The sequence below is a fragment of the Streptomyces sp. NBC_00454 genome (assembly GCF_041434015.1).
Taxonomy (GTDB): domain Bacteria; phylum Actinomycetota; class Actinomycetes; order Streptomycetales; family Streptomycetaceae; genus Streptomyces.
In genome coordinates, this window is record NZ_CP107907.1 from 3,496,702 (window position 1) to 3,523,067 (window position 26,366).

25 protein-coding genes and 1 riboswitch are annotated in these 26,366 nt (G+C 72.2%); of the genes, 13 read left to right on the forward strand and 12 right to left on the reverse strand.

The window, feature by feature from the left end:
* Positions 1-181 precede the first annotated feature (181 nt).
* Both OHU74_RS16170 and thrC read right to left on the reverse strand, forming a co-directional pair.
* Entirely contained in the window at positions 182-460 is a 279-nt protein-coding gene (locus OHU74_RS16170; RefSeq protein WP_328299483.1) for a MoaD/ThiS family protein, read from the reverse strand.
* Positions 461-495: 35 nt separating this feature from the next.
* Complete coding sequence (gene thrC / locus OHU74_RS16175; protein ID WP_371616573.1) at positions 496-1,797, reverse strand: threonine synthase; 1,302 nt, start codon at positions 1,795-1,797, stop codon at positions 496-498.
* A 17-nt stretch (positions 1,798-1,814) separates the two neighbouring features.
* Positions 1,815-1,971: riboswitch (SAM riboswitch) on the reverse strand.
* 208 nt (positions 1,972-2,179) lie between these two features.
* On the opposite strand from thrC, the gene OHU74_RS16180 reads away from it, so the two are divergent.
* From OHU74_RS16180 to OHU74_RS16190, 3 genes are all read left to right on the forward strand, one after another.
* Positions 2,180-3,172, forward strand: coding sequence for a glucosyl-3-phosphoglycerate synthase (locus OHU74_RS16180; protein WP_371616574.1), 993 nt, complete (start codon positions 2,180-2,182; stop codon positions 3,170-3,172).
* An 82-nt stretch (positions 3,173-3,254) separates the two neighbouring features.
* A complete protein-coding gene (locus tag OHU74_RS16185; RefSeq protein WP_371616575.1) occupies positions 3,255-5,018 on the forward strand; it encodes a hypothetical protein in 1,764 nt (587 codons plus the stop codon).
* 36 nt (positions 5,019-5,054) lie between these two features.
* Positions 5,055-6,410, forward strand: coding sequence for a trehalose-6-phosphate synthase (locus tag OHU74_RS16190; protein ID WP_371616576.1), 1,356 nt, complete (start codon positions 5,055-5,057; stop codon positions 6,408-6,410).
* A 194-nt stretch (positions 6,411-6,604) separates the two neighbouring features.
* On the opposite strand, the gene otsB is transcribed toward OHU74_RS16190, so the two are convergent.
* The 3 genes from otsB to OHU74_RS16205 form a co-directional block, all read right to left on the reverse strand.
* Positions 6,605-7,453 (reverse strand): trehalose-phosphatase, encoded by an 849-nt coding sequence (gene otsB, locus OHU74_RS16195; RefSeq protein WP_371616577.1) that lies wholly within the window; start codon positions 7,451-7,453, stop codon positions 6,605-6,607.
* A gap of 65 nt (positions 7,454-7,518) precedes the next feature.
* Positions 7,519-7,776: a DUF3263 domain-containing protein gene (locus OHU74_RS16200; RefSeq protein ID WP_330297146.1), complete on the reverse strand. Its 258-nt coding sequence runs from the start codon at positions 7,774-7,776 to the stop codon at positions 7,519-7,521.
* Positions 7,777-7,887: 111 nt separating this feature from the next.
* On the reverse strand, positions 7,888-9,189 hold the full coding sequence (locus tag OHU74_RS16205) for an extracellular solute-binding protein (protein ID WP_371616578.1): 1,302 nt from the start codon (positions 9,187-9,189) through the stop codon (positions 7,888-7,890).
* Positions 9,190-9,420: 231 nt separating this feature from the next.
* On the opposite strand from OHU74_RS16205, the gene OHU74_RS16210 reads away from it, so the two are divergent.
* The 3 genes from OHU74_RS16210 to OHU74_RS16220 all read left to right on the forward strand — a co-directional run bounded on the left by OHU74_RS16210 (position 9,421) and on the right by OHU74_RS16220 (position 12,556).
* Positions 9,421-10,353: an ROK family protein gene (locus OHU74_RS16210; RefSeq protein ID WP_371619705.1), complete on the forward strand. Its 933-nt coding sequence runs from the start codon at positions 9,421-9,423 to the stop codon at positions 10,351-10,353.
* Positions 10,353-11,522 carry an N-acetylglucosamine-6-phosphate deacetylase gene (gene nagA / locus OHU74_RS16215; protein WP_371616579.1) on the forward strand — a complete coding sequence of 390 codons (1,170 nt, stop codon included), beginning with the start codon at positions 10,353-10,355 and terminating at the stop codon, positions 11,520-11,522. The genes OHU74_RS16210 and nagA overlap by 1 nt, the downstream gene beginning before the upstream one ends.
* A 113-nt stretch (positions 11,523-11,635) precedes the next feature.
* Positions 11,636-12,556 carry a 1-phosphofructokinase family hexose kinase gene (locus OHU74_RS16220; RefSeq protein ID WP_371616580.1) on the forward strand — a complete coding sequence of 307 codons (921 nt, stop codon included), beginning with the start codon at positions 11,636-11,638 and terminating at the stop codon, positions 12,554-12,556.
* A 39-nt stretch (positions 12,557-12,595) separates the two neighbouring features.
* Here OHU74_RS16220 and OHU74_RS16225 read toward each other — a convergent pair whose 3' ends face one another.
* Both OHU74_RS16225 and cdgB read right to left on the reverse strand, forming a co-directional pair.
* Positions 12,596-13,627: a CBM35 domain-containing protein gene (locus OHU74_RS16225; RefSeq protein ID WP_371616581.1), complete on the reverse strand. Its 1,032-nt coding sequence runs from the start codon at positions 13,625-13,627 to the stop codon at positions 12,596-12,598.
* A 68-nt stretch (positions 13,628-13,695) separates the two neighbouring features.
* On the reverse strand, positions 13,696-15,396 hold the full coding sequence (gene cdgB / locus OHU74_RS16230; protein WP_371616582.1) for a diguanylate cyclase CdgB: 1,701 nt from the start codon (positions 15,394-15,396) through the stop codon (positions 13,696-13,698).
* A gap of 371 nt (positions 15,397-15,767) precedes the next feature.
* Here cdgB and OHU74_RS16235 point away from each other — a divergent pair, with 371 nt between their 5' ends.
* Positions 15,768-16,337: a flavin reductase family protein gene (locus OHU74_RS16235; protein ID WP_371616583.1), complete on the forward strand. Its 570-nt coding sequence runs from the start codon at positions 15,768-15,770 to the stop codon at positions 16,335-16,337.
* A 49-nt stretch (positions 16,338-16,386) separates the two neighbouring features.
* Here the strand turns inward: OHU74_RS16235 and arfB are convergent, their stop codons facing one another.
* Complete coding sequence (gene arfB / locus OHU74_RS16240; RefSeq protein ID WP_371616584.1) at positions 16,387-16,812, reverse strand: alternative ribosome rescue aminoacyl-tRNA hydrolase ArfB; 426 nt, start codon at positions 16,810-16,812, stop codon at positions 16,387-16,389.
* 200 nt (positions 16,813-17,012) lie between these two features.
* On the opposite strand from arfB, the gene OHU74_RS16245 reads away from it, so the two are divergent.
* The gene (locus OHU74_RS16245) at positions 17,013-17,588 is read left to right on the forward strand and encodes a TerD family protein (RefSeq protein ID WP_330297153.1); all 576 of its coding nucleotides are present in this window, start codon (positions 17,013-17,015) and stop codon (positions 17,586-17,588) included.
* 145 nt (positions 17,589-17,733) lie between these two features.
* Positions 17,734-18,261, forward strand: coding sequence for an N-acetyltransferase family protein (locus OHU74_RS16250; protein ID WP_371616585.1), 528 nt, complete (start codon positions 17,734-17,736; stop codon positions 18,259-18,261).
* 80 nt (positions 18,262-18,341) lie between these two features.
* Here OHU74_RS16250 and OHU74_RS16255 read toward each other — a convergent pair whose 3' ends face one another.
* Together OHU74_RS16255 and OHU74_RS16260 are read right to left on the reverse strand one after the other, a co-directional pair.
* Positions 18,342-19,775 carry a M1 family metallopeptidase gene (locus tag OHU74_RS16255; RefSeq protein WP_371616586.1) on the reverse strand — a complete coding sequence of 478 codons (1,434 nt, stop codon included), beginning with the start codon at positions 19,773-19,775 and terminating at the stop codon, positions 18,342-18,344.
* Between the two features lie 40 nt (positions 19,776-19,815).
* Entirely contained in the window at positions 19,816-20,355 is a 540-nt protein-coding gene (locus OHU74_RS16260) for a heme-binding protein (protein ID WP_330297156.1), read from the reverse strand.
* A 488-nt stretch (positions 20,356-20,843) separates the two neighbouring features.
* Between OHU74_RS16260 and OHU74_RS16265 the strand changes: the two genes are divergently transcribed.
* The 3 genes from OHU74_RS16265 to OHU74_RS16275 all read left to right on the forward strand — a co-directional run bounded on the left by OHU74_RS16265 (position 20,844) and on the right by OHU74_RS16275 (position 23,231).
* Positions 20,844-22,007: a sensor histidine kinase gene (locus OHU74_RS16265; RefSeq protein ID WP_371619706.1), complete on the forward strand. Its 1,164-nt coding sequence runs from the start codon at positions 20,844-20,846 to the stop codon at positions 22,005-22,007.
* The gene (locus tag OHU74_RS16270) at positions 22,004-22,624 is read left to right on the forward strand and encodes a response regulator (protein ID WP_371616587.1); all 621 of its coding nucleotides are present in this window, start codon (positions 22,004-22,006) and stop codon (positions 22,622-22,624) included. The genes OHU74_RS16265 and OHU74_RS16270 overlap by 4 nt, the downstream gene beginning before the upstream one ends.
* A 103-nt stretch (positions 22,625-22,727) precedes the next feature.
* Complete coding sequence (locus tag OHU74_RS16275) at positions 22,728-23,231, forward strand: hypothetical protein (protein ID WP_330297158.1); 504 nt, start codon at positions 22,728-22,730, stop codon at positions 23,229-23,231.
* A 64-nt stretch (positions 23,232-23,295) separates the two neighbouring features.
* Here the strand turns inward: OHU74_RS16275 and OHU74_RS16280 are convergent, their stop codons facing one another.
* The gene (locus tag OHU74_RS16280; RefSeq protein WP_371616588.1) at positions 23,296-23,970 is read right to left on the reverse strand and encodes a pentapeptide repeat-containing protein; all 675 of its coding nucleotides are present in this window, start codon (positions 23,968-23,970) and stop codon (positions 23,296-23,298) included.
* Positions 23,971-24,140: 170 nt separating this feature from the next.
* Between OHU74_RS16280 and OHU74_RS16285 the strand changes: the two genes are divergently transcribed.
* A complete protein-coding gene (locus OHU74_RS16285) occupies positions 24,141-25,133 on the forward strand; it encodes a zinc-binding dehydrogenase (RefSeq protein WP_371619707.1) in 993 nt (330 codons plus the stop codon).
* A gap of 219 nt (positions 25,134-25,352) precedes the next feature.
* On the opposite strand, the gene OHU74_RS16290 is transcribed toward OHU74_RS16285, so the two are convergent.
* On the reverse strand, positions 25,353-26,363 hold the full coding sequence (locus OHU74_RS16290; protein ID WP_371616589.1) for a quinone oxidoreductase: 1,011 nt from the start codon (positions 26,361-26,363) through the stop codon (positions 25,353-25,355).
* Between the last annotated feature and the right edge of the window lie 3 nt (positions 26,364-26,366).

A 26,366-nucleotide genomic window follows, 5' to 3' on the forward strand; every position in this document is an offset into this window, starting at 1 on the left:
GCCAACGACCCATAGCGCACTTGCATGTTGACTCAATGTCAACCCTCCCGCGGCCCGCTCATATGCGGCGGGCAAGAGCAGCGGTGGGGACTTCCCCAACTCTACCGTGCCCAATCAAGCAGAATTGCCCCCTCCGCTTATTAGCGGAAGGGGCAATTCAGGTAAGACCAGCGGCCTGAGGTCAGCAGCCGCCCGCGACGGCGGGGATGATGGAAATGCCGGCGCCGTCCGGCGTGGACGTCTGCAGCCCGCCCTCGAAGCGCACGTCGTCGTCGTTGACGTAGACGTTCACGAAGCGGCGGAGCTTGCCCTGGTCGTCCAGGACGCGCGCGGCGATGCCCGGGTGGCTCTTCTCCAGGGACTCGATGACCTCGGCGAGGGTCGTGCCCTCGGCGGGGACCTCGGCCTTGCCGCCGGTGTAGGTGCGCAGGATGGTGGGGATGCGGACGTTGACGCTCATGGCGCTACTGCCTTTCCGGTGTGCAGGGAGGGAGATCAGGCCAGGTTGGCGGCGCGGAACGCGTCCAGGCTCGGGCGGATGGTGGCGGTCTGACCGCCGCCCTCGGCCACTGCCTCAAGGGTCTTGAGGCCGTCACCCGTGTTCAGGATCACGGTGGTCAGCGAGGGGTCCAGCTGACCGTTCTCGACGAGCTTCTTCGTCACGCCGACGGTCACGCCGCCCGCGGTCTCGGCGAAGATGCCCTCGGTCTGGGCGAGCAGCTTGATGGCCTCGACGACCTGGGTGTCGTTGACGTCCTCGACGTACCCGCCGGTGCGGCGCGCGATGTCCAGGACGTACGGGCCGTCCGCCGGGTTGCCGATGGCCAGGGACTTGGCGATGGTGTTCGGCTTCTGCGGGCGGACCACGTCGTGACCGGCCTTGAAGGCGGTGGAGACGGGCGAGCAGCCCTCGGCCTGGGCACCGAAGATCTTGTAGGGCTTGTCCTCGACGAGGCCGAGCTTGATCAGCTCCTGCAGACCCTTGTCGATCTTCGTCAGCTGCGAGCCGGACGCGATCGGGATGACGATCTGGTCGGGCAGCTGCCAGCCGAGCTGCTCGCAGATCTCGTAGGCCAGGGTCTTGGAACCCTCGCCGTAGTACGGGCGCAGGTTGACGTTGACGAAGCCCCAGCCCTCGCCCAGCGGGTCACCGATGAGCTCGGAGCAGAAGCGGTTGACGTCGTCGTAGTTGCCCTCGATGCCGACCAGGTCGCCACCGTAGACACCGGCCATGACGACCTTGCCCTGCTCCAGGTCGTGCGGGATGAAGACGCACGAGCGGAAGCCGGCACGGGCGGCCGCGGCGCCCACGGCGCCGGCCAGGTTGCCGGTGGAGGAGCAGGACAGGGTGGTGAAGCCGAAGGCGCGGGCGGCCTCGACGGCGATGGCCACGACGCGGTCCTTGAAGGAGTGCGTCGGGTTGCCGGAGTCGTCCTTGACGTACAGCTTGCCGGTGAAGCCCAGTTCCTTGGCCAGGTTGGCCGCGTCCACGAGCTTGGTGAAGCCCGGGTTCAGGCTCGGCTTGGAGGCCACGTCCGCGGGGACGGGCAGCAGCGGCGCGTAGCGCCAGATGTTGTCGGGGCCGGCCTCGATCGCGGCGCGCAGCGCCTCGGGGTCGCCCAGCGGCAGGTCGTACGAGACTTCGAGCGGTCCGAAACACTCCACACAAGCGAAGATCGGGCCGAGCTCGAAGCGGGTGCCGCATTCCCGGCAGGAAAGGCCGGTGGCGGGACCGAGATCGACAGAGGCGCCGGTGTTGGAGGTTCCGGCAGAGGTATCGGCAGTCTGTGCAGCCATGATGGCGAGGCCCTTTCTCCTCATCTTCCCCATGACGAACGTCGTCACGAGACGGAATTGGCACCTTCCCTAGCCGGGGACCCCGCTGAGTCGCTGCGTGAGCGATCGCGAGAACCGACTGGAGGGTTGCCGGGGCTTCAACGGGCCGTGTCCCTCTGCCCCTCTGGATGAGCGGTATGGCACCGGGCGACACGCTCTGTGGCGCGCCCGGGCGTTTGTTCGCGAGGCCCCCCGGCATGCGGTGGACCTTTGCGTTGTTCAAGACTGTAACCGAAGCCCCGGGTGGTTGAGACAGCCGTCCGAACGGCGAGATGGATCACATATCGGCGGAAAGCACCGGCGTTCCGCCTGGGCCCCGCCGACCGACAGAGGAGTTCCGAAGGTGCTGGAAGAGGTGGAGCGCTGGCTGTCCGCCCGCTCCTGGTCCGCCGCCGACCGACCGCTCGACCAGCTGCTTTCCGCCAAACGGGCAGCCGGTACGACGGTCAGCGTGGTGCTGCCCGCGCTGAACGAGGAGGCCACGGTCGGGGCCATCGTCGAGGTGATCCGGCGCGACCTGATGGACGGACCGGGCACGCCGCTGGTCGACGAGCTCGTCGTCGTGGACTCGGGTTCCACCGACCGGACGGCGGAGGTGGCGGCCAAGGCCGGGGCCCGGGTGGTGCACCGCGACGAGATCCTGCCGCGGCTTCCGGCCCTGCCCGGCAAGGGGGAGGTGCTGTGGCGTTCGCTGCTGGCCACGAGCGGGGACGTCGTCTGCTTCGTGGACGCCGACCTGCGGGACTTCTCCTCCACCTTCGTGTCCGGGATCGTCGGGCCGCTGCTGACGGATCCGGAGGTGTCCTTCGTCAAGGCCATGTACGACCGCCCGCTGGGCGCGCCCGGCGGCGGTCCGGGCGGAGCCGAGCTCGGCCGTCCCGGCGGCGCCGAGCAGGGAGGCAGGGTGACGGAGCTGGTGGCCCGCCCCCTGCTCAACCTGCACTGGCCGCAGCTGGCCGGCTTCGTCCAGCCGCTGGGCGGCGAGTACGCCGTACGCCGCGACCTGCTGGAGCGGCTGCCGTTCCCCGTCGGGTACGGCGTGGAGCTGGGCCTGCTGGTGGACGCGCTGCACACGGTCGGGCTGGACGCGCTGGCCCAGGTGGACGTGGGCGTACGGCTCCACCGCCACCAGGACGGCCTGGCGCTGGGGCGGATGGCCGCGGCGATCTACCGGACGGCGCTGCTGCGGCTCTCGCGCGGGCACCTCGTACGGCCGGAGCTGACGCAGTTCGAGCGCGGTCCGCAGGGGTTCGTGCCGCACACCTATGCCGTGGACACCGAGGAACGGCCGCCGATGCGGGACATCGAGGAGTACGCGCGGCGTCGCGTGGCGTAACCGAAGAAACCGCCTCAATCGGGCTAATTTCCCTTTTATGGGGTTTACACGTTTCAGACATGTATGGGGTGCTGCCCTCGCGGTGGCCGGGGGTACGGCCCTGCTGGTCGGCTCGCTGAGCGGACCGGCGGCCGCGGAGGTGGTCTCCCCCTTCGAGAAGCGGTACGACGAGGCGCTCTACGGGGACTTCATCACCCTCGGCAACACGGTGATGGGATGCCCCGAGGCACCGCCCGCCGACGCCGCGGAGTGCTCCGAGGTCCAGCAGGGCCGCGGCACGAAGAACAACAACGACTTCGTCGCCCGCCCGATCGACGCGGCCGGGCTCGAAACGCCCACCCGCACCTCCAGCACCGGCCGGCTCACCGTGCCCGCGGGCGCGGAGGTGGCGTACGCGCGCCTGTTCTGGGGCGGCAACAACGGCGGCTACCGGCTCGGCTCGAATCTCATCAAGCGCTGCGACGTCTCGGGCGAGGACGCCGTCCCCTCCCCCGGCGAGCCGCTGACCACCCGCCCGGTCCTCAAGGTCGGCGCGGGCGCCGCCCGGCCGGTGACCCCGTCGAACATGGTCCAGGACCCGCCGCAGACGGGCGGCCCGCACTACTACACGGGCGAGTCCGACGTCACCGCCGCCTTCGCGGACGTCCCCACCGGCTCCCCGGTCTCGGTCGCCGTCGGCGACGTCTGGGCCGCGCAGGGCCGCGGCTGCGTCGCCGGCTGGTCCCTGACCGTCGTCTACAAGTACCCCGGCCCGCACGAGAACGCGCCGGAGCGGCGCAACGTCTACGTCTACGGCGGCCACGTGCTCCAGCGCTCCACCAGCCCCGACACCACCGTCCAGGTCGAGGGCTTCTACCGCACGGGCGACGGCCCGGTGCGGGCGAGCGCCACCGCGTACGAGGGCGACCGGAACACCAAGGGCGACCAGTTCCGGGTGAACGGCACCAACATCGCCAACCCCGGCAACAAGGCCACCGACAACTTCTTCACCAGCTCGGCCGACGGCTCACTGAGCCCGGACCACCCCAACAACCTCAGCATCGACGCCAAGTCCTTCGAGATCCCGGCCACGGCCCTGCCACCCGGGGCCACCTCCGCGGACCTGACCTTCCGCACCCGCGGGGACACGTACGTCATCTCGCAGTTCGCCCTGGCCGTGCCGGTGCCGGACCTGGAAGTGAAGAAGACGGCCTCGCCCGCGAAGTCGGTGAAGCCGGGCGACACGGTGACGTACACGATCACCGCGAAGAACATCAGCAGCCTGGACTACCCGAACGCGAAGCTGACCGACGACCTCACCGAGCTCCTCGACGACGCGGCCTTCGACGGGGTGGTGACGGCGGACCTCGGATCGCCCTCCTACACGGCGCCGAAGGTGTCCTGGACGGGCGACGTCCCGAAGGGGAAGACCGCGACCATCACCTACAAGGTGAAGGTCAACGACCCGCTGACGGGCGACGGGAAGCTGACGAACGAGGTCGTCGCGCAGAGCGGCCGCACCAACTGCGAGGACGGCTCGAAGGACCCGGCGTGCGCGCCGGTCCCGCCGGTGATCGAAACCCCGGCCCCCTCGCCGTCACCGTCGAAGTCGACGGACCCGTCGCCGAGCCCGTCGACATCAACGTCCCCCTCCACGTCCCCCTCCTTCCCCTCCACCACGCAGCAGCCGCGTCCGCTGCCGGAGCCCCCGGCGCAGGGCGGCACCGGGAACGGCACCGGGGGCGGAAACCTGGCGAGCACCGGCTCGGACGGCCGTGAGCTCTGGCTGATGGGCAGCGCGGCCGCCACCCTGACGGTCCTCGGCGCCGTGGTCTTCGTCTCGGTTCGCCGGACACGCAGGAACTGAAGTTTGACCGGGCACGGGGCGGGCTAGGTTCGCCGCATGGCTTCCCAGGTGCTCGTCGCCGCGAACCGCGGCCCGCTCTCGTACGCCCTCGCCCCGGACGGCATGCTCAGTGCCCGCCGGGGCGGGGGCGGCCTCGTATCCGGCCTCTCCGCGGCCCTGGCCCAGCAGCCGGAGGCGCTGTGGATCTGCGCGGCGCTGTCGGACGCGGACCGGGAGGCGGTACGCCGGGGCGTGGCCGAGCCGGGCGTACGGATGCTCGCGATCGAACCGCGGGTCTACGACGACGCGTACAACGGGATCGCGAACTCGGTGCTGTGGTTCCTCCACCACCACCTGTACGACATCCCGCGCGAGCCGGTCTTCGACGCGGACTTCCGGCGCCGCTGGGACTCCTACGTGGCCTACAACCGGGCCTTCGCCGAGGCCCTGGCCGAGGAGGCCGCCGAGGGGGCGGCGGTCCTGATCCAGGACTACCACCTGGCGCTGGCCCCGGGGCAGTTGCGCGAGCTGCGCCCGGACCTGAGGATCGGCCACTTCACGCACACCCCGTGGGCCTCGAAGCAGTACCTGGACCTGCTCCCGTCGGACATCCGCGAACAACTGCTGCGGGGCATGCTCGGCGCGGACCTGGTGGGCTTCCACACCGCGGCGTGGGCCCGGGAGTTCACGGACTCGGCGGGGGCGGCGGCGCCGGTGGCGGCGTTCCCCCTGGGGGTGGACGGGGACGAGCTGCGCGCACTCGCGCACCGCCCGGAGGTGAACGACAAGCTGGCGGCGCTGCGGGCGGAGGTCGGCGGGCTGAGGACGATCGTCCGCGTGGACCGCACGGAGCTGTCGAAGAACATCCTGCGGGGGCTCCTGGCGTACCGGGAGCTGCTGACGACCCACCCCGAGTGGCGGGAGCGGGTGGTGCACCTGGCCTCCGCCTATCCGTCCCGGCAGGACCTGGCGGTGTACCGGGCGTACACGGATTCGGTGCGCGAGCTGGCGGCGGCGATCAACACGGAGTTCGGGACGCCCGGGTGGCAGCCGGTGCTCGTCTCCGTCGAGGACGACTTCGCCCGCTCCCTGGCGGCGTACCGGCTGGCGGACGTGGCGCTGGTCAACCCGGTGCGGGACGGGATGAACCTGGTGGCGAAGGAGATCCCGGTGGTCTCGGAGGCCGGCTGCGCGCTGGTCCTGTCGACGGGGGCGGGGGCGTACGAGGAGCTCCGCGGGGATGCGTTGACGGTGAACCCGTACGACGTCACGGAGACGGCGGAGGCCCTGCACGCGGCGCTGTCCATGCCGTCCGCTGAGCGCGCGGACCGTACGAAGCGGTTGGCCGCGGCGGCCACTGCGCTGCCGCCGGGCGCATGGCTGGCAGCCCAGCTGGACGCCGTGCGCGGCTGACCGGTGCCCTGCGGGGCTGGTCCCCGACCCGCCCTTCGCCCGTTCCCTGGGGCTCCGCCCCAGACCCCGCGCCTCAAACGCCGGCGGGGCTGGATGTATCCAGCCCGTCCGGCGTTTGAGGACCGGGTCCGGGCAGCGCCCGGGGAACGGTGGAAGGGCGGGTCGGGGACAAGCCCCGCAGGGCCTGCCACCCGTCAGGCGGCGACGGCGGCAGCAAGGGTGGCCAGGAAGGCCACGACTTCGGCCGGGCCGGACAGGATCAGGTCGGCCCGGGCGGCCAGTTCGGGGACCTCCGCGGAGCCACTGCACACCAGCAGCCCCGGCAGGCCGTCCGCCCGGAGCTTCTCCACCGCCGAGTACGCCGCCAGGTCGCCCAGGTCGTCCCCCGCGTACAGGACGGCCGAGGCTCCGACCTCCGCGAGGTATTCCGTCAGGGCGACGCCCTTGTCCATCCCCGGCGGCCGCAGTTCGAGCACGGCCCGCCCCGGCTCGACCATCAGCCCGTGCCGGGCGGCGAGGCCTGCCAGGGGTTCCCGCAGGGCCGCGAACGCCCCTTCGGGGTCCTGCGCCCGGCGGGTGTGGACGGCGAGGGCCTGGCCCTTCTCCTCGATCCACGTCCCGCGCCAGGCGCCGATCGCGTCGAGGAACCCCGGCAGCTCGGCCCGTACGGCCGCCACTCCCGGGTGCTCCGCCGGGGCGTGGACTATGCCGGTCACGGCGTCCCAGCGCTCGGCTCCGTAGTGTCCGAGGACGACCAGGTGCTCCAGTCCGGGGACCCCGGCGAAGCCGCCGTAGCGGACGGCGACCCCGGCGGGCCGGCCGGTGATCACCGCGACCGACCCGACTTCGGGGGCGAGCGCGGAGAGCGCGGCGACGGCGTCGGGGTGGGCCCGGGCCTGGTCGGGGTCGGGGACGATCTCGGCGAGGGTTCCGTCGAAGTCGAGGGCGACGACGGAGCGGTGCGGTGTGCGGAGGAGGGCTTCGAGTCCCTCGCGTCCGGCGGCGGTGACGGGCATCGGCAGGTCGTGCGGATGGCTCCCCATACGCTCGACCCTAACGGCCCCGCCGGGCCACGGCTATGCCGCGTGGACCTCTGCCTGAGGCGCTGCTACCGCCTGGCCCGCTGGGCTTCGCGGATGCGCCGGAGCCGGTTCACGGTGCCGGGGGCGTGCCGCAGGGCCCGCGGGTCGTCCATCAGGGCGTTGAGCAGCTGGTAGTACCGGACCGGAGGCATGCCCAGGCCCTCCCGTATGGCCCGCTCCTTGGCCCCGGGTCCGGGCCAGGTCCGGCCTTCGTAGGCGAGCACCGCCGCTTCCTCGGCGCTCAGACCGGCCGGCCCGGCCGCCGGCCGCTCCTCGTCCGTCATACGGCCAGATTAACGCCGCCCACCGACAGCGGCCCGCGCGCGGGCACCCTCTCGGAGCGGGTCAGCGCGGGTCAGCGCGGGTCAGAGCGGGTCGGCGCGGGTCGGCACGCGTCAGCGCGGGTCCGCCTTGCGCCCCGCGTCCGCGATGTCGCCGAGCACCTTCGCCGGCTGGCCGCCCGGCTGCACGGTGGTGCCGATGTTCTTCTTGATGTCCTCGCTCACCGTCGACCAGGACTTCTTGCCCACCGGGTACAGCCGCGCGTTCGGCAACGCGTGCAGGAAGGTCTTCAGCTGCGCCGACGTGGCCCCCGTCGTGGCATCCATCGCGCGGACACCGCTCGTGGTGACGGGGAGGAGGTCGTACTTCTCGGTGAAGGCGGTCTGGTTGTTCGGCTCGTACAGGAAGTCCAGGAACCGTCCGGCCTCCTTCGGGTGGCCGTTCTTGAAGGCCATCACCCAGTCGGCGACGCCCATCGCCGAGTGCTCGGCGCCGTCGGCGGTCGGCATGGGGGTCATGCCGTACTTCACGCCCTTGTCGGAGGCCTGCTTGATCAGCGTCGGGTGGCCGTTGAGCATGCCGACCTCGCCGCGCGTGAAGGAGTCGAAGGCGGCCTGGCGGTCGAGCTTGGCCGGCGCCACGGGGCCGGTCAGGCCCTGTCCGACGAGCTTGTCGCGCAGGAACTCGAAGGTCTTGATGTTGTCCGGGGAGTCGATCGCGTACTGGTCTTCGTTGTCGCTGTAACCGCCGCCGCCGGCGAGCATCCACTGCATCGTCTCGGCCTGCGCCTCCTCACGGCCCAGGGGCAGCGCGAAGGGGGTCGGGACGCCGGCCGCCTTGAGCTTCTTGGCGGCCGCTTCGAGCTCCGTCCAGCTCTTGGGCTGCCAGGGGCCCTTGGCGTCCTTGGCTATGACCCCGGCGTCGGTGAGCAGCTTCTCGTTGTAGAACATCAGCCGCGTGCTGGCCACGAAGGGCAGTCCGTACTGGACGCGCTTGACCTTGCCCGCGTCGGCGAGCGGGGCGAGGAAGTCGGCCTCGGTGTTGACGGAGAGCAGTTCGTCGGCGGAGTAGAGCTTGCCCTCGGCCGCGTAGTCGGCGTAGGCGCCGATCTGGGCGATGTCGGGGGCCTTTCCGTCCTTGACCATTTCGGCGACCTTGGCGTCCACCTCGGACCAGGACAGGACGTCGACCTCGACCTTGATATCGGGGTGGGTCTTCTCGAAGGCCGCCGCGAGGTCCTTCCAGTAGCCCTTGGAGGAGTTCGCCGGATTGTCTCCGTAATCGGCCGCCACGACCCGCAGGGTGACCTCGTTGTTCCCCGTGACGCCCGAGAGGGATCCGCAGCCGGTCAGCGTCATGGTGGTCAGGCACAGTGCGACGCCGGACGCGGCCAGGTTCAGCTTTCGGGTCTGCACAGTTCGGGCCTTCACTGTTCTCGTTCCACCCCAGGTTGTTCCGTACGATTCAGATAAAGGTCTACACCACTCTCCCGGCCGGTCAACATCCGGCCCCGAACGTGCACACGTCCTGCACGAGAGCCCCTTCGCGCGACCAAGGTCCCGAATTTGTATGGCTGCTCAACAATCCCCCCTCAGTGGACTAGACCTTTCCCCTCCGAGCACGCGAGACTGTCACCCGTGAAACCCGTGAAACACGTCATCGCCCTCGATGTGGGCGGCACTGGGATGAAGGCCGCCCTCGTCGCGGCCGACGGCACCCTGCTCCACGAGGCGCGCCGCGCCACCGGTCGCGAGCGGGGCGCCGAAGCCGTCGTCGAGACGATCCAGGACTTCGCCGCCGAGCTCCTCGACCTCGGCCGGCAGCGCTTCGGCGCCACCGCGTCCGCGGCCGGCGTCGCGGTCCCCGGCATCGTCGACGCCGAGAACGGGATCGCCGTCTACGCGGCGAACCTGGGCTGGCGCGACGTCCCGATGCGCGAGCTCCTCGGCAGACGCCTCGGAGGCATCCCGGTCGCCCTCGGCCACGACGTCCGCACGGGCGGACTCGCCGAGGGCCGCATCGGCGCGGGCCGCGGCGCCGACCGCTTCCTGTTCGTCCCCCTCGGCACCGGCATCGCCGGAGCGATCGGCATCGCCGGCCGCATCGAAGCGGGCGCGCACGGCTACGCGGGCGAGATCGGCCACATCGTGGTCCGCCCCGGCGGCCCCGCCTGCGGCTGCGGCCAGCGCGGCTGCCTGGAGACCCTCGCCTCGGCCTCGGCCGTCAGCCGGGCCTGGGCGGCCGCCTCCGGCGACCCCGAGGCGGACGCCGCGGACTGCGCCAAGGCCGTCGAATCCGGTGATGCCCGCGCCCGCGAGGTCTGGCTCGCCGCCATCGGCGCGCTGGCCGACGGGCTGGTCACGGCGATCACCCTGCTGGACCCCCGCACGCTGATCATCGGTGGCGGGCTGGCCGAGGCCGGGGAAACCTTGTTCACACCACTACGGACGGCCGTGGAGGAACGCGTGACGTTCCAGCGGCTGCCCCACATCGTTCCGGCGGCCCTCGGGGACACCGCCGGATGCCTGGGCGCAGGGCTGCTCGCCTGGGATCTACTCGCCACGGAGGTACCTGCCTGATGTCCGGAAGCGCACATGTGGGCCGCAGCACCGTTCTCTCCGGCGCCGACGTGGTGCTGCCCACGGGCATCGTCAAGGGCGGGCGCCTCATCGTCGACGGCGAGCGCATCGCCGGCAGCGCCCACGAGAACGCCGACGTGGTCGACCTCACCGGGTGCCTGATCGTTCCCGGCTTCGTCGACATGCACAACCACGGCGGCGGCGGCGCCTCCTTCACCTCCGGCACCGCCGAGGAGGTGCTCAAGGGCGTACGGACCCACCGCGAGCACGGCACCACCACCCTGGTGGCCTCCACCGTCACCGGCGAACTCGACGAGCTGGCCCGCCGCGCCGGACTGCTCGCCGAGCTGACCCAGCAGGGCGACATCGCGGGCATCCACTTCGAGGGCCCCTTCATCAACCCCTGCCGCAAGGGCGCGCACAAGGAGGACCTCCTGCGCGACCCCGACCCGGCCGAGGTCCGCAAGCTGATGGACGCCGCGCAGGGCTCCGCCCGGATGTTCACCCTCGCCACCGAGCTCCCGGGCGGCCTGGACTCCGTACGGCTGCTGGCCGAGCACGGGGTCATCGCCGCGATCGGCCACACCGACTCCACGTACGAGCAGACGCTCCAGGCCATCGACGCCGGCGCGACCGTGGCCACCCACCTCTACAACGCGATGCCGGGCATGGAACACCGCGCCCCGGGACCGATCGCGGCGCTGCTGGAGGACGAGCGGGTCACCGTCGAGCTGATCAACGACGGCACCCACCTGCACCCGGCCATGCTGGAGCTGGCCTTCCACCACGCGGGCGCGCACCGGGTGGCGCTGATCACCGACGCGATGGACGCGGCCGGGTTCGGCGACGGGATCTACCACCTCGGCCCGCTGGAGGTCGAGGTCAAGGAGGGCGTGGCCCGCCTGGTCGAGGGCGGCTCCATCGCCGGTTCCACCCTGACCCTGGACACCGCCTTCAAGCGGTCCGTCACCCTCGACAAGCTCCCCGTCGAGTCCGTGGTCCAGGCGATCTCCGTCAACCCGGCCAAGCTGATCGGCGTCTACGACCAGGTCGGCTCGCTGGAGCCCGGCAAGTACGCGGACCTCGTCGTCCTCGACTCGGCCTTCGACCTCAAGGGCGTCATGCGGCGCGGCGAATGGATCGTGCGCCCCGCCGCGGCACAGAGTTGAGGAAACCGCGCTGAGAAAAAGCGGTCGGCCCCGGGTACCGGGCCGACCGCTCTCTTGTTCGGAGCGCGTGTCGGCCTGGAAGCTGTCGGCACACACCGAGACCGGGGCCTGCCATGATCCTTACCGTGACGCTCAACACCGCACTCGACGTCACCTACCGCGTACCGCGCCTGCACGCGCACACCTCCCACCGCGTCACCGACGTCGCCGAACGGCCGGGCGGCAAGGGCCTCAACGTCGCCCGCGTACTCGCCGCGCTCGGCCACGAGGTGACCGCGACCGGCTTCGCGGGCGGCCCCACCGGAGCCGTCGTACGCGAACTGCTCGCCGCCTCCCCCGGTGTGCGCGACGCACTGGTCCCCTGCGCCGGCACCACCCGGCGCACCCTCGCCGTGGCCGACGCGGCCTCCGGCGACACCACCCAGTTCAACGAACCGGGCCCGCTGATCACCTCGGCCGAGTGGTCGGCGTTCCTGGAGGCCTACGAGGCCCTGCTGGCGGGCGGCGCCCGCGCGGTGGCCCTGTGCGGCAGCCTGCCCCCCGGCGTGCCCGTCGGGGCCTACGCCGTCCTCGTACGGGCGGCCCGCACGGCCGGGGTGCCCGTACTCCTGGACACCAGCGGCGAAGCACTGCGCCGCGGGGTCGCCGCCCGCCCCGAGATGATCAAACCGAACGCCGCCGAGCTCGCCGAGCTGACCGGATCCCGGGACGCGCTGCCCGCCACCCGGGACGCCCGCCGCCGCGGCGCCCATGCGGTGATCACCTCGCTGGGCCCGGCCGGACTCCTGGCCGCCACCCCCGAGGGCAGCTGGCAGGCCGCCCCGCCCCGCACCCTGGCGGGCAACCCCACCGGCGCCGGGGACTCCGCGGTCGCGGGCCTGCTCTCGGGCCTCGTCGAGGGCCTGGACTGGCCGGACCGCCTGATCCGCGCGGTCGCCCTCTCTGCGGCCACGGTCCGGGCCCCCGCCGCGGGAGAATTCGACCCCCGCACCTACGAGGAGGTACGGGGGTCGGTGAAGGTCACGGCCGCCTAGCGCGGGGCCGGCTGATCAGCGGGCCCGCGGATCAGCGGGTCAACCCTGCTGGAGCCAGAACTGGTCGATGTTGAACTGGCACTTGTTGCCCGCCTCGCACGACAGCTTGATCGTGTTGCTGCCCTGGTTGAGGGTCACCTGGCCCCAGGTGGACTGCCAGCCCTTCTCCCAGTCCCCCTTGGGGGAGTTGGCGAAGTTGCGCATGCTGATCGGCGAGCTGTTGGGCTTGCCGTTCACGGTGAGGGTGCCGTTCGCGTCCTCACCGGGGATGCCGAACTGCACGTAGAACCGGTAGGTGCCCGCCTTCGGCACGTCCAGGGTCCAGGTCACCGCCGCGCCCGGCTGGTTGAAGTTGCCGACGTACTGACCGCCCGCGCTCTTCGCTCCCTGCACCGCGTTCTGCAGCGCCGCGCCGCCGGAGATCACCATGCCCGGACCGCCCGCGTCACCCTTCGGCATCTCGGCGACCGGGGACGCGGAGCCGCTCGGCTGGCCCGAGGGCTTGACCGGGGGCGCCGACTGGCTCTGGCTGGCGTTCGCGTTGTTCTTGCCGTTCTGGTCGTTGTCCTTCTTGCCGAAGACCACCGCCGCGCCGATGCCGATCGCGACCGCCGCGACCACAGCCACCGCGGCGATGAGCATGCCCCTGCGACTGGACCCGCCGCCGTTCCCGTGACCGCCGTGGCCCTCGCCCGGCAGCGGGACGGACTGCGTGTACTGCTGCGGGGGCTGCCCCTGCGGGGGAACGCCGTAGCCGCCGGCCTGGAGCGCCTCGGGAGCCTGGTACTGGGCCTGGTAGGCCGGAGGCTGCTGCTGCGGACCCTGCTGGTAGGGAAGGGGCCCGCGCTGGCCGCCGTAGGGCCGATCACCGACCGTACGGACCTGGTTGTACGAGGTCCGGGGCACGCCCGGCTGACCGCCGACCGTGGGTCCGGGGTAGCCGTACCCGCCGCCCTGTCCGGGCGGGGTGGCCCCCGCGGCCTGGCCGTCCTCGTAGAGGTAGCCGAACGGATCGTCATCCTCGGGCTTGTTCGCCCCGTTGTTCGAGCCGTGGTTCGCGGGCGTCGTCATCGCAGGTCACTCCTTTCGACCCCGGGGAGCCTACCCCGAACAGGTGCGCCCACGGGTGGACCGCGACCTCACCCGGCCCGCCGGTGCGCCTTGGAGCGGGAGCGCTTCTCGATGTACATCCGCTGGTCGGCGGAGCGCAGGACCTCGTCCGCGGACATCCCGCAGCTGGCCCAGCCGATGCCGAAACTCGCTCCCACACGGACCGCGCGGCCGTCCACCCGGATCGGCGGGATGATCGCGTTGCGCAGCCGTACGGCGAGGTCGGCGGCGTCGGCCGCGCCCAGGCCGTCGGCGAGGACGACGAATTCGTCACCACCCAGCCGGGCGACCGTGTCCCCGTCCCTGACACCGGTCGTCAGCCGCCGGGCGACCTCGATCAGCACCGCGTCGCCGGTGTGGTGCCCGAACCGGTCGTTGATCGACTTGAAGCCGTCGAGGTCGCAGAAGAGCACCGCGAGCCCCTTCGTACCGTCGTCGATGTCGGTGGCGGGCGCGACGGTGTGCACGTGGTGCTCGTACGGGCCCACTCCGGCCGAACCGGGACCGCCCTGCCCGCCCAGCCCGCCGGGGAACTCGAAGGGGTCGGGGAAGCCGTCGGGCCTGAAGCCGTGCTCGCCGGAGCCGCCGTCCACCGCGGGCCGCGTCTCGAAGGCGGCGTCCAGGGCCTCCACGGCGGTGGCGCGCACGGACTGCGGCCGGCGGCACAGCCGGGCGCCGAGCCGGGAGCGCAGCTCGGCGCTGTTGGGCAGGCCGGTCAGGGAGTCGTGGCTGGCGCGGTGGGCGAGCTGGAGCTCGTGCCGCTTGCGCTCCTCGATGTCCTCGACGTGGGTCAGCAGGAACCGGGGCCCGTCGGCGGCGTCCGCGACCACGGAATTGCGCAGCGAGACCCATACGTACGTGCCGTCGCGCCGCCCGAGCCGCAGCTCGGCCCGGCCGCCCTCGGCGGAGGTGCGCAGCAGGGTGCCGATGTCCTCGGGGTGGACCAGGTCGGAGAAGGAGTACCGGCGCAGCACGGAGGCGGGCCGGCCCAGGAGCCGGCACAGCGCGTCGTTGGTGCGCAGCAGCCGGCCGTGCTGGTCGCCGCCCATCTCGGCGATGGCCATGCCGCTGGGCGCGTACTCGAAGGCCTGGCGGAACGACTCCTCACTCGCGCGCAGCGCCTGCTGTTCACGTTCCAGACGCACCAGCGCCCGCTGCATGTTCGCTCGCAGTCGGGCGTTGCTGATGGCAATCGCGGCCTGGAAGGCGTACATCTGGAGCGCCTCGCGGCCCCACGCGCCGGGCCGTCGCCCGTTGCGCGGCCGGTCCACGGAGACCACGCCGAGCAGCTCGCCGCCGGAGGCGTACATGGGGGCGTAGAGCCGGTCCTCGGGATGCCATTCGTCCTCGAACCGGGGGTCGGGGCCTTCGGTGTGCCACTGGGGGACGTCGTCCTCGACGAGAACCCAGCCCTCGGTGTGCGGGATGAAGCGGAGCCCGTCCCAGTCCTCACCCATCGTCAGGCGGCGTTCCCAGGAGGCGCGCGAGCCGACCCGTCCGGTGATCAGGGCTTCGGCGGCGGGGTCTCCCGCGAAGGCGGCGACGACGAGGTCACCGTCGGGGCGTACGAGGTTGACGCAGGCGAGTTCGTAGCCGAGTCCCACGACGATGCCGTCCACGACGGTCTGCAGGGTGTCAGCCAGGCTCCTGGCCGTATTGAGCTCGGCCACCACTTGGTGCAGCTGCCGCAGGGTCGCAAGACGGACGTACGGCTCCGACTCGGTCTCCATTGCTCGCTCTCCCCGAGACCTCGACAGCAACTCCAGGTTTGTCATCGGCGTTTCGTTGCGGTGTCCCGTCCACTGAATCACAGTGAGCTGTGCGGCAGGTACACAGGGTCAACAAATCTTGCCCTCTGTGACTCAAGTCACATGAGATGAATAAAGGTGTCCCGCATGACCCGTTCCGCACCCGTGCCGCACGGGGAGCGCTCTCCCTGTCACCGCCCGCCGCTGCGGCCCGTGCGCCGCCCGCGCGCGGACCGCACGCCGGTTCGTTCCCGGAAGCAAAGACTACGCCCGGTCCTAGGACGAGGGGCGGGGACGCGGCTCGGACCTCAGCCCGATGTGCCGCGCGGGAGGGGGACAGTAGCGTCCGAAGCGTGCCGAACACGACCCCCACGACAACGCTTTCCGTCCCCGCACCCCATCCTGAGGGGGTGAGCAACGACGAATTCCGGGCCGCGATGTCCCGACTGGCGGCGGGCGTGTGCCTGATCACCGCGCACGAGCCCGCACTGGGGGCGGGCGGCCCGCGCGGCGAGGACGCCGGCATGACGGCGACCGCCTTCATGTCCGTGTCCATGGACCCGCCGCTGGTCCTGGTCAGCCTGCGCGAGGGCTCCCGGATGGACGACCTGCTGGCGGAGCAGCCGCTGTGGTCGGTGTCGGTGCTGTCCGACCACCAGGTCCAGATCGCGAGCCGGTTCTCGATGAAGGGCCGCATCAGCGACCGCCTGCTCTTCGCGGACGTGCCCTACGTGCGGGGCGAGATCTCCGGAGCCCCGCTCCTGACGGGCGCGCTGGCCACCCTGGAGTGCCGTACCGAAAACCGTGTCGAGGCCGGGGACCACACCCTGGTCATCGGCCGCGTCCTGGCCGCCGCCCAGCCCTCGCCCGACGCCCCGCCCCTGACGTACTTCCGGGGGCGCTACCGCCACTTGGCCCCGTAGGCGGGGCCGGTGGCCGGGCCAGTGGCCGGGCCAGTGGCCGGAGGGCCGGCTACCAGTCCCGGGCGGTCCGGCCCCGCTTCGTCTCGCCGCGGGCCTTCTTCTCGCGCAGCCGCCGCTCATTGATCCCCCGGGGGATCTTCGTCGCCCGCCGCGCCTTCGGCGGCGGCGCCGTCGCCTCCGCCAGCAGCGAGGTCAGCCGGACCAGCGCCATCTCCCGGTTACGGAACTGCGAGCGGTGCTCGGAGGCCCGTACCGTCACCACCCCGTCGACCAGCCGCGAAGCGAGCCGCTCCAGCGCGCGTTCCTTCCACACGTCCGGCAGCGACTTGGTCGCCGCGAGGTCGAAGAGCAGCTCCACGCGCGAGTCGGAGGTGTTCACGTGCTGGCCGCCCGGACCCGAGGACCGCGAGAAGCGCCAGGCGAGCTCGCCCTCGGGGAGCACGACGGAACCGCGGATGACATGGGGACCAGGCATGCCCCCTATGATCCGCCCCGCGCCACCCGGCGTCACGCGCATTTCGCGGATCCGGAACCTACCGACCCCCTCCCGGCGTTATGGAGGTCAGCGGTAACTTGGGCAATCTCGCGGTCATACGACAAGCCGGTCACCGACAAGTCGGGACAAGCGGGACCAAGTGCGGCATCACGTGAGACTAGGAAGGGACACCAGTCACCATGGCAGTAAGCCTCTCCAAGGGCGGAAACGTCTCGCTCAGCAAGGAGGCCCCGGGCCTCGCGGCCGTCACGGTCGGCCTCGGCTGGGACGTACGGACCACGACGGGTGTCGACTTCGACCTCGACGCGTCGGCCATCGCGGTCAACCCCATGGGCAAGGTCGTCTCCGACGGCCACTTCGTCTTCTTCAACAACAAGTCCACCCCGGACCAGACCATCGTCCACACCGGCGACAACCGCACCGGTGAGGGCTCGGGCGACGACGAGTCGATCAACGTCAACCTCGCCGGGCTCCCGGCCGACGTGGACAAGATCGTCTTCCCGGTCTCCATCTACGACGCCGAGACCCGCAGCCAGAACTTCGGCCAGGTCCGCAACGCGTACATCCGCGTCATCAACCAGGCCGGCGGCGCCGAGATCGCCCGCTACGACCTCTCCGAGGACGCGGCGACCGAGACCGCCATGGTCTTCGGCGAGCTCTACCGCAACGGCGCGGAGTGGAAGTTCCGCGCCGTGGGCCAGGGCTACGCCTCGGGCCTGACCGGCATCGCCCAGGACTTCGGCGTCAACGTCTGAGTCCGAACGTCTGGGTCCGAACGTCTGAGTCCGACCCACCGCCGAGTCCGGCGGCGTCAGGCCCCGGCCTGACCCCGCACGACTCCGGCGCAGCCGAAGCCCCCTCCCGGCCGTCCGGGGAGGGGGCTTCGCTACCGTTCGGTAGGTGATCCTCCTCCCGCTCGTCCCCACCGAGGACGGCGCCCTGCCGGGCCCGGTCCTGACCGAAATCGCCTCGCTCTACGCGACCAACCACGCGTTCTTCGAGCTCAGCGGCGATTTCCCCGACCCCGGCCGCATCACGGTCGAACAGGTCGCGGCCTCCCTCGCCGACGAGCTCTCGCACGAGGGCGCCGAAGTCCTCCTCGCCCGCTCGGCCGGCCGCCTCGTAGGCCTGGCCGCCACCCGGGCCCATCACCCCGACCCGGCCGCCGGGGACCCGGACCCGTGGATCGGCCTGCTGCTCATCGACGCCACCGCACACCGCGGGGGCCACGGCCGCGCCATGGCCGCCCTGGTCGAGGACCGCTTCCGGGCCGCCGGGCGCGCGGGCGTACGCATCGCCGTACTGGACGGCAACACCAAGGGCCTCGCGTTCTGGCAGGCCCAGGGCTACGTCCCCCTGCGCCAGGCCGCCGACCGCGAGGCGGGCCGCCCGTGCACGGTGCTGCGCAAGCCGCTCCAGGACGCATAGAACCCGGACGCACGGGGACTACGGGCCTACGGGGGCTACGGACGTACGGAGCCCCCGTAGGTCTACGGGGGCTTGCGGGCCTACGGGGCCTTGGGGCGCTCCGTCCCGTACAGCCAGACGTCCCAGACCTTCTTCAGGTCGTGGCCCGTCTTCTCCTGCGCGTAGGCGGTGAAATCGGCCGTGCTCGCGTTCGCGTGCCGGTGGTCGGCGGCCCAGCCGCGCACCAGGGCGAAGAACTTCTCGTCGCCGACCTCCTGCCGGATCCGCTGGAGGACCATCGCCCCGCGCGCGTACACCGGAGGCTCGGAGATCTCCTTGGCGCCGGGCGGGGAGGCCGGCGGGAAGGCGGCCCAGTCGGAGGCGGCCTCGTCGTCCACATCGGTGTCACCGTCGAGGAAGGCCTGGAACCGCTCCTGGGCGCTGGGCCCGCCGTGTTCCTCGGCCCACAGCCACTCGGCGTAGGTCGCGAACCCCTCGTTGAGCCACATGTCCTTCCAGGACTTCGGCGACACCGAGTCCCCGAACCACTGGTGGGCCAGCTCGTGCAGGAGCAGCGTCTCGCCGCGGGCGCCGGTGAGAGCACCGGAGAAGACGGGCCGGGTCTGCGTCTCCAGTGCGTAGCCGAGCGTGCCCTCGGGCAGCACGATCGCCCCCGTCGTGGAGAAGGGGTACGGGCCGAACCTGGCGCTGCCCCACTCCACCATCTCGGGCAGCCGCGCGAGCACGGCCGCGCTCGCCGCCGCCTCCTTGGGCGCCACCGCGTTGTGGACGGGGATCCCCGAGGCGGTCTTTCCGGTGGTCACCGCGAACTTCCCGACGGCCACGGTCGCCAGATAGCTCGCCATCGGCTCCGGGCTGTGCCAGGCGAACGCCGTCCGCCCGTCGGCTTCCTCGGTCCGGGAGCTCAACTCCCCGTTGGACGCGACCTCGTACCCCTTGGGCACGGTGACCCTGATGTCGTAGGTGGCCTTGTCGCTCGGGTGGTGGTTGCCCGGGAACCAGGCCATCGACCCGACCGGCTCGCCGACGCCGACCGCGCCGTCCCCGTCCGCGGTGGGGATCCAGCCCTCCTGGGAGCCGTCGGGATCCGTGAGGGGCTTGGGCACGCCGGCGTAGTCGATCTCCGTACGGAAGACCTCGCCCCGCTTCAGGTCCTTCGCGGGACGCACGGTCAGTTCCTTGCCGGTCCGGTTGAAACGGGCCCCGGCGCCCTGCACGGTGACCTCCTCGACCTCGAGCCCGCTGAGATCGAGGTTGAAGGAGCTGAGCCCCTGCTCGGCGCGCGCGGTGATGACGGCCGTGGCGTCCATCTTCCCGGTGGCGGGGTCGTAGTCGAAGTCCAGGTCGTAGTGGTCGACCTGATAGCCGCCGTTGCCGGCCTTCGGGAAGAACGGGTCGCGCACCCCCGACGCACCCGGCCGCCCCTGCACGGTGCTGCCCGTACAGCCCGCGGTGAGGGCGAGCAGGGCGGCGACGGCGGGGGCGGCGAGACGGGAAAGAGAGCGCGGATACACGCTCTCGACCCTACTTCCCTGTCCGGCGTGACTGCTCGGACTACTTGTCGAGCGAGTCGGCGCCGGCCTTGGCGAACTTCTCGTCCAGGTCGCCGCTCGGGGCGCCGGCCACGCCGATGCCCGCGACCGGGGCGCCCTTGGCCTGCACCGGGGTGCCGCCCGCGAGGAAGAGGGTGCCGGGGATGTCCTTCAGGTTCGGGGCCTGCGCGAGGCGGCCCGCGAGCACGGAGGTCGGGGCGTTCCAGGACACGGCGGTGAAGGCCTTGCGCTGCGCCGACTCGTAGGACTGCGGGCCCGCGCCGTCGCCGCGCAGGGTCACGATGGTGTTCCCGTTGCGGTCGACGACCGCGACGGTCACCTTCTGGTTCTCCTTCTCGGCGGCTTCCAGCGCGGCCTGGGCGGCGCGGGTGGCGGCGTCGATCGTGAGGTGGGTGGAGGTGGTGAAGTTCCGGTCGTTGTCCTTCTTGGCGGAGGCAGCCGCCGGGGCGGGCGCGGCGGTGGCGCTGACGGCGCCGAAGGTGCCGGCGCCGAGCGCGACGGCGAGGGCGGTACCGGTGAGAACGCGGGTGCGGGTGTTCATGTCTGCTGCTCCTGTGAACGTCGGCTCGGCGGGCGGTCCTGCCGTGTCCTGCCGTGTTCCCACCCTCTCCCCGCACCCCCCGCCCACCCGTCCCCGTACCGGCTCCCAACGGCCAGCGCACCGGTTGACCCCGGGGTCAACCGATCGGCTGATGCGGCGGGGTTCCGGCGACGGCTTACCTGGTCTCCCGCCGCTCCCCGGGGCTCCGCCCCGGACCCCGCGCCTCAAACTCCCCCAGACTTCGTCCGGGACCCCCTGACGGGGCTGGATGTATCCAGCCCGTCCGGCGTTTGAGGACCGGGTCCGGGCAGCGCCCGGGGAACGGTGGAAGGGCGGGTAGGGGAGAGCCCCGCGCAGCGGCACCCATCGCAACCACCCCGCACCATGGACATACGCACCAAAACCCAGGAGCCCCCGTGACCAGCGCGCCCCCACACCGTGGGATCCCCACCCCACCCCAACAGAACACCCGCGCCCTCGCCACGGTCATGCACACCACCTTCTTCCTCCTCCTCGGCGCCTCCGTGGCCCGCTTCCTCCTGCGCCACCCCGGCGAGCCCCGCACCCCGTGGATCCTGGCCCTCGGCATCACCCTGGCCCTGCTCTACGTCCTCGGCCCCGCCCTCGGTACCGCAGCCCCCACCCTGCGAAGGCTCCTCTGGCTCGGCCTGGTCGTCGCCGTCTGGGTGGTCCTCGTCGTCCTCGCGCCGAGCTTCGCCTGGTGTGCGGTGCCGCTCTTCTACACCGCGCTGCGCACCCTCCCGCCCCGCGCGGCCGTGGTCCTCGTCGCGCTGCTGACGGTGTTCGTCGTGGCCGCCCAGCTCCAGCTGTCCGCCCGTACGGGCGCCGGCGAGCCCTTCGACCCCAACCTGCTGCTCGCCCCGCCCGCCGTCGCCGCGCTCGCGACCGCCGTGTTCATCCACATGGAGCGCCAGGGCCGGGCCCAGCGCACCCTGATCGACGACCTGATCCGCACCCGCCGGGAACTCGCCGCCACCGAACGCCGCGAAGGCACCCTCGCCGAGCGTCAGCGCCTGTCCATGGAGATCCACGACACCCTGGCCCAGCACCTGTCCAGTCAGCAGATGCTGCTGCAGGCCGCCGACCGCACCTGGGACACGGATCCGGGCACCGCCCGCGCGCACGTCCGTACCGCCACGGACATCACGGCCCGCGGCCTCGCCGAGGCCCGCCGACTGGTCCACGACCTCGCGCCCCGCGAACTCGCCGACGGCGCGGGCCTCGCCGACGCCCTGCGTGCCCTGGGCGCGGGCCCCGACATCGAGGTCCGCTTCCACCTGGAGGGCACCCCGGTCCCGCTGCCCGACCGCGCGGAGTCGGCCCTGCTGCGCATCGCGCAGGGCGCGCTGGCGAACGTACGGGAACACGCGCGGGCCCGTACCGCCGCCATCACCCTGAGCTTCCTGGGCGACCAGGTGGTCCTGGACATCGCGGACGACGGCCACGGCTTCGCCCAGGACACGGCACTGGACACGGGACCGGAGAACCGGGGCCACGGCCTCCCCGCGATGCGCGCCCGCGTCCGCCAGCTCGGCGGCACCCTGACCATCGAATCCACCCCGGGCGAGGGCACCGTCCTCTCGGCCGCGATCCCCGTGTCGCCCTCGATCCCCCTGGAGCCCACACCATGACGACGATCCTCCTGTGCGACGACCACGTCGTGGTCCGCGCCGGACTGCTCGCCCTCCTCGGCAGCGAACCGGACATCGAGGTCCTCGGCGAGGCCGGCAGCGGCGAGGAGGCGGTCGCGCTGGCGGCGAAGCTCCGCCCCGACGTGGTCCTCATGGACCTCCAGCTCGGCGAGGGCATCGACGGGGTCGAGGCCACGCGCCGCATCACGGCGGGCCAGAACCCGCCCCACGTCCTGGTCCTGACCACCTACGACACGGACGCGGACATCACCCGGGCCATCGGCGCGGGCGCCACGGGCTACCTGCTCAAGGCCGAGCGCCCGGAGGAGCTCTTCTCCGCGATCCACTCGGCGGCGCAGGGCCGCACCACCCTCTCCCCGCCCGTGGCCAGCCGCGTGATGGCCCACATGCGCGGAACCCGCCCCACCCTGACGGACCGTGAACTCGACATCCTCGGCCAGCTGGCCCGCGGCCTCGGCAACCGCGACATCGCCCGCGCACTGTTCATCAGCGAAGCCACGGTCAAGACCCACCTGGGCCGCATCTACGACAAACTCGGCGTCGACACCCGCGCGGGCGCGGTGGCCGTGGCCAAGGAGCAGCGCCTCCTCTCCTGAGACCCGGCCGGCCCGACCCGGCCGGCCCGACCCGGCCGGCCCGACCCCGGTCGATCGGTCGCCGAGGTGGGGGGACCGCCGGGGGCGTGACACCATCGGGTACGTGCTCGACATCGGCTACTCCCTCTCCCGGCGCTTCCCCGACCCCCCGCAGACCGACTACCGCTCGGCGGACGTCCACTCGCTGCGCCACGACCTGTTCTGCGGTGACGTCTACCTCGCCGACACCAACGCGGACCGGGAAGTGTCCACAGCCTGGGGATGGGTGCCGGTACTGGACTTCGCCTGGGCGCTCTGCGACATCGTCGAGCAGCTCGACCAGGACCCGCGCGGCAGCCGCTCCGCCAACCGGCAGTACGCCGAGCTCGATTTCACCGAGTCCAGCGACCGCATGCTCTTCGAGCGCCGCTTCGGCTGGGTCGACGTCGAGGCCGACTGGATGCCGTCGGAGGAGGACCCGCTGACCTTCAGCCACCGCCTGCTGCGCCGCGAGGCCCGGGACTTCCTCCACGACCTGATCGCGGACCTCGTCGACATGCACGAGGGGCTCGGCGACAACCCGGTCATCTGGTCCCTCCAGTCCCGCTTCCCCCGCGTCCCGGCGTAGTCGGCCCGGCCCGCGCCCCGGCCTGCGTCTCCTCCGACGCCGACGCCGACGCCATCGACGCCGCCTACGCCACCACCCGCAGCCCCAGCTGCGCGGCCATCGCCGGCGCCAGTTCGAAGAGCTGCGCCGGGCTGATCACCGCCCCCGCCAGCGCCTCCACCCCGCGCGCGATGTCCAGCTCCGCCACCCCCCGCAGGTCGACGTCCGTCAGCCGCGCCCCCGTGAAATCGGCCCCGCGCAGCGTGCAGTCCTTGAACTCCACCCGCTCCAGCACCGCCCCCGCGAAGTCCGGCTCCACCAGGACGCACCCCTCGAAGACCACGTCCTTGAGCCGCGCCGTACGCAGATTCAGATAGTCGATCTTCCCTCCGCGCACCAGGACCCGCTCCAGCACGGCCCCGTGCAGCTGCACACCGCCCAGCCGGGCCTCCAGCAGTTCCACGTCCCGCAGCGAAGCCCCCGACAGGTCGGTCCCGACTCCCCGGACCCCCTCCAGGACCGAGTCCAGGAACCGCGCCTTGGCCAGGCCGGTCTCGTCCAGCGCGCAGCGGCGCAGGGCACAGTCCATGAACCGGGCTCCGACCCCGTCCTGGCCCACCAGGTCCGCGTCGAGGAGCTCCAGCCCGTCGTAGTCCCCGTCCGGCTCCAGCTCACCGTCCTCCCACGCGCTCAGCTCCGGCAGCCGCACCTCCGGCCGCCGCGCCGCCTTCACACCCTGCTCGTGCCCTTTGCGTGCCATTCCCCCATCCTGGACCACCCCACTGACAGACCCGCGATCACGCGCACCCTCCTTGACCTCAACCCCGCTTGAGGTAACAGGCTGACCGCATGACCACCACCCCGGCACCCGCACCCGTACCCGCACCGGCACCGGCACCCGCCCCCGGAGCCCCGGGCGCCCCCGGTGCCATGCACGCCGTCCGGCTCCACGCCTTCGGCCCCGCCGAGAACCTCACCTACGAACCCGCGCCGCTCCCCGTCCCCGCCCCCGGCCAGGTCCGCATCGCCGTGGCCGCCGCCGGGGTCCACCTCCTCGACACCTCGCTCCGCCGCGGCGTCCAGGGCCCGCCCGCACCCCTCCCCGAGCTCCCGACCATCCCCGGCCGCGAGGTCGCCGGGACCGTGGACGCCCTCGGCCCCGGCGCCGACCCGGCCTGGCTCGGCACCCCCGTCGTCGTCCACCTCGGATTCGCCCCCGGCGGCTACGCCGAGTACGCCGTCGCCGACGCCGACCGGCTGCACGCCATCCCGGCCGGCCTCGAGCCCGCCACCGCCGTCGCCATGATCGGCACCGGCCGCACCACGCTCGGGATCCTCCAGTTCGCCGACCTCGGCCCCGGCTCCGTCGCCCTGGTCCCCGCCGCCGCGGGCGGCATCGGCACGCTGCTCGTCCAGTACGCGAAGCAGGCCGGAGCCACCGTCGTCGCCCTCGCGGGCGGGCCCGGCAAAACCGCCCTGGCCGCCGCCAACGGCGCCGACCTCGCCCTCGACTACACCCGCCCCGACTGGGCCGAAGCCGTCCGCGCGCACCACCCCGGCGGCGCCACCGTCCTCTTCGACTCCGTCGGCGGGACCGTCGCCCGCACCGCGCTCGACCTCCTCGCCGACGGCGCCGCCCACCTCGTCTTCGGCTGGTCCGGCGGCCCGATCCCGCTCACCGACGCCGACCGGGCCGCCCTCGACGCCCGCGGTGTCACCACGCGCAACGTCCTCGGCCCCGCCATGCTCCAGCGCGCCGGCGGCGACGACCCGATGCGCCTCCTCGAAACCCGCGCCCTCGCCGAAGCCGCCTCCGGCCGCCTGCACCCCGCCCTCCGGCGCTACCCCCTCGCCCGGGCGGCCACGGCCCACCGCGACCTGGAGAACCGCGCCACCACCGGAAAGGTCGTCCTGGAGCCGTAGGCCGCGTCGGCCCTAGATGTTCTGTCCCGGGAGGTTGTGGACGGGTGAGCCAGGTCTCGGCTGAGGGATCTTGAAGGGTGTGACCCGGATACGCCGGAAACCCGCCAGAACTTGATCTTGGCCTGCTGGGCGCCTGACGCTGTCGGGGATCTTGGCGATGACGGTCGGCCATGCCCTCGACATCTCAGTCTCCAAGATCCCCGACCTCGTCACCCGCGATCAGCTCTGCGTCTCCTCGCGGCGTCCAACAGCGGCCGCACCGGGTACGACGAGCAGCTTGCCGGTGGTACGCCGAGCCTCCAGATCGCTGTGGGCCTGGGCGGCCTCGGACAATGCGTAGCGGCCCGTTACGGTGACCTCAAGCGCCTTGGAGCGCACCCACTCGAACACATCGGCGGCCCGTCGGAGCAGTTCGGACCGATCGGCGATGAAGTCCCCGAGGCTGGGCCGGATCAGGGTCAGCGAACCGCCGTGGGCGAGCCGAATCGGATCAAACGGCGGCACGGCACCACTTGCCGCGCCGAAGAGCACGAGATGGCCGCGGGTTCGCAGGCTGGCGAGGCTCGCATCGAAGGTGTGCGCGCCGACGCCGTCGAAGACAACCGGCAGTCCCTGACCGCCGTTGAGCCGCCTCACCTCGGCTGCGAGATCGTCGACCGCGGAGGAAAGGATCACCTCGGCGGCCCCGGCACGCTTCGCCAGCTCGGCCTTCGCCGTGGTCGAGGTCGTGCCGATCACCCTGCCGCCGAGATGGGTGATGAGCTGGGTCAAAAGCAGCCCCATGCCGCCGGCAGCCGCGTGCACGAGCACCGTGTCGCCCCCCTGAACCGGGTAGGCGTCCTTGATGAGATAGTGCGCGGTCATGCCTTGGAGGAGCACGGCGGCGGCTGTCTCGAAGCCGATGTCGTCGGGCAGCGGCACCAGTCGGGAGGAGTCCACGACGGCCCGCTCGGCATACGTGCCGGGAATCTCCACCCAACCGACCCGGTCCCCGACTGCGACGTCAGCGACGCCGGGTCCAACTTCGACGACCGTGCCGGCGCCCTCAGCGCCCGGGGTGAAGGGCAGCGGGAGGCTGTACCGGCCTTCGCGGTGGTAGACGTCGAGGAAGTTGACCCCGGATGCGGCGACCTCCACGACCGCCTCGCCCGGACCCGGCCGCGGCTGGTCCACCTCGGCCTCCTGCAGCACCTCGGGACCGCCCACTTCGTACACCTGAATCGCTCGCATGGC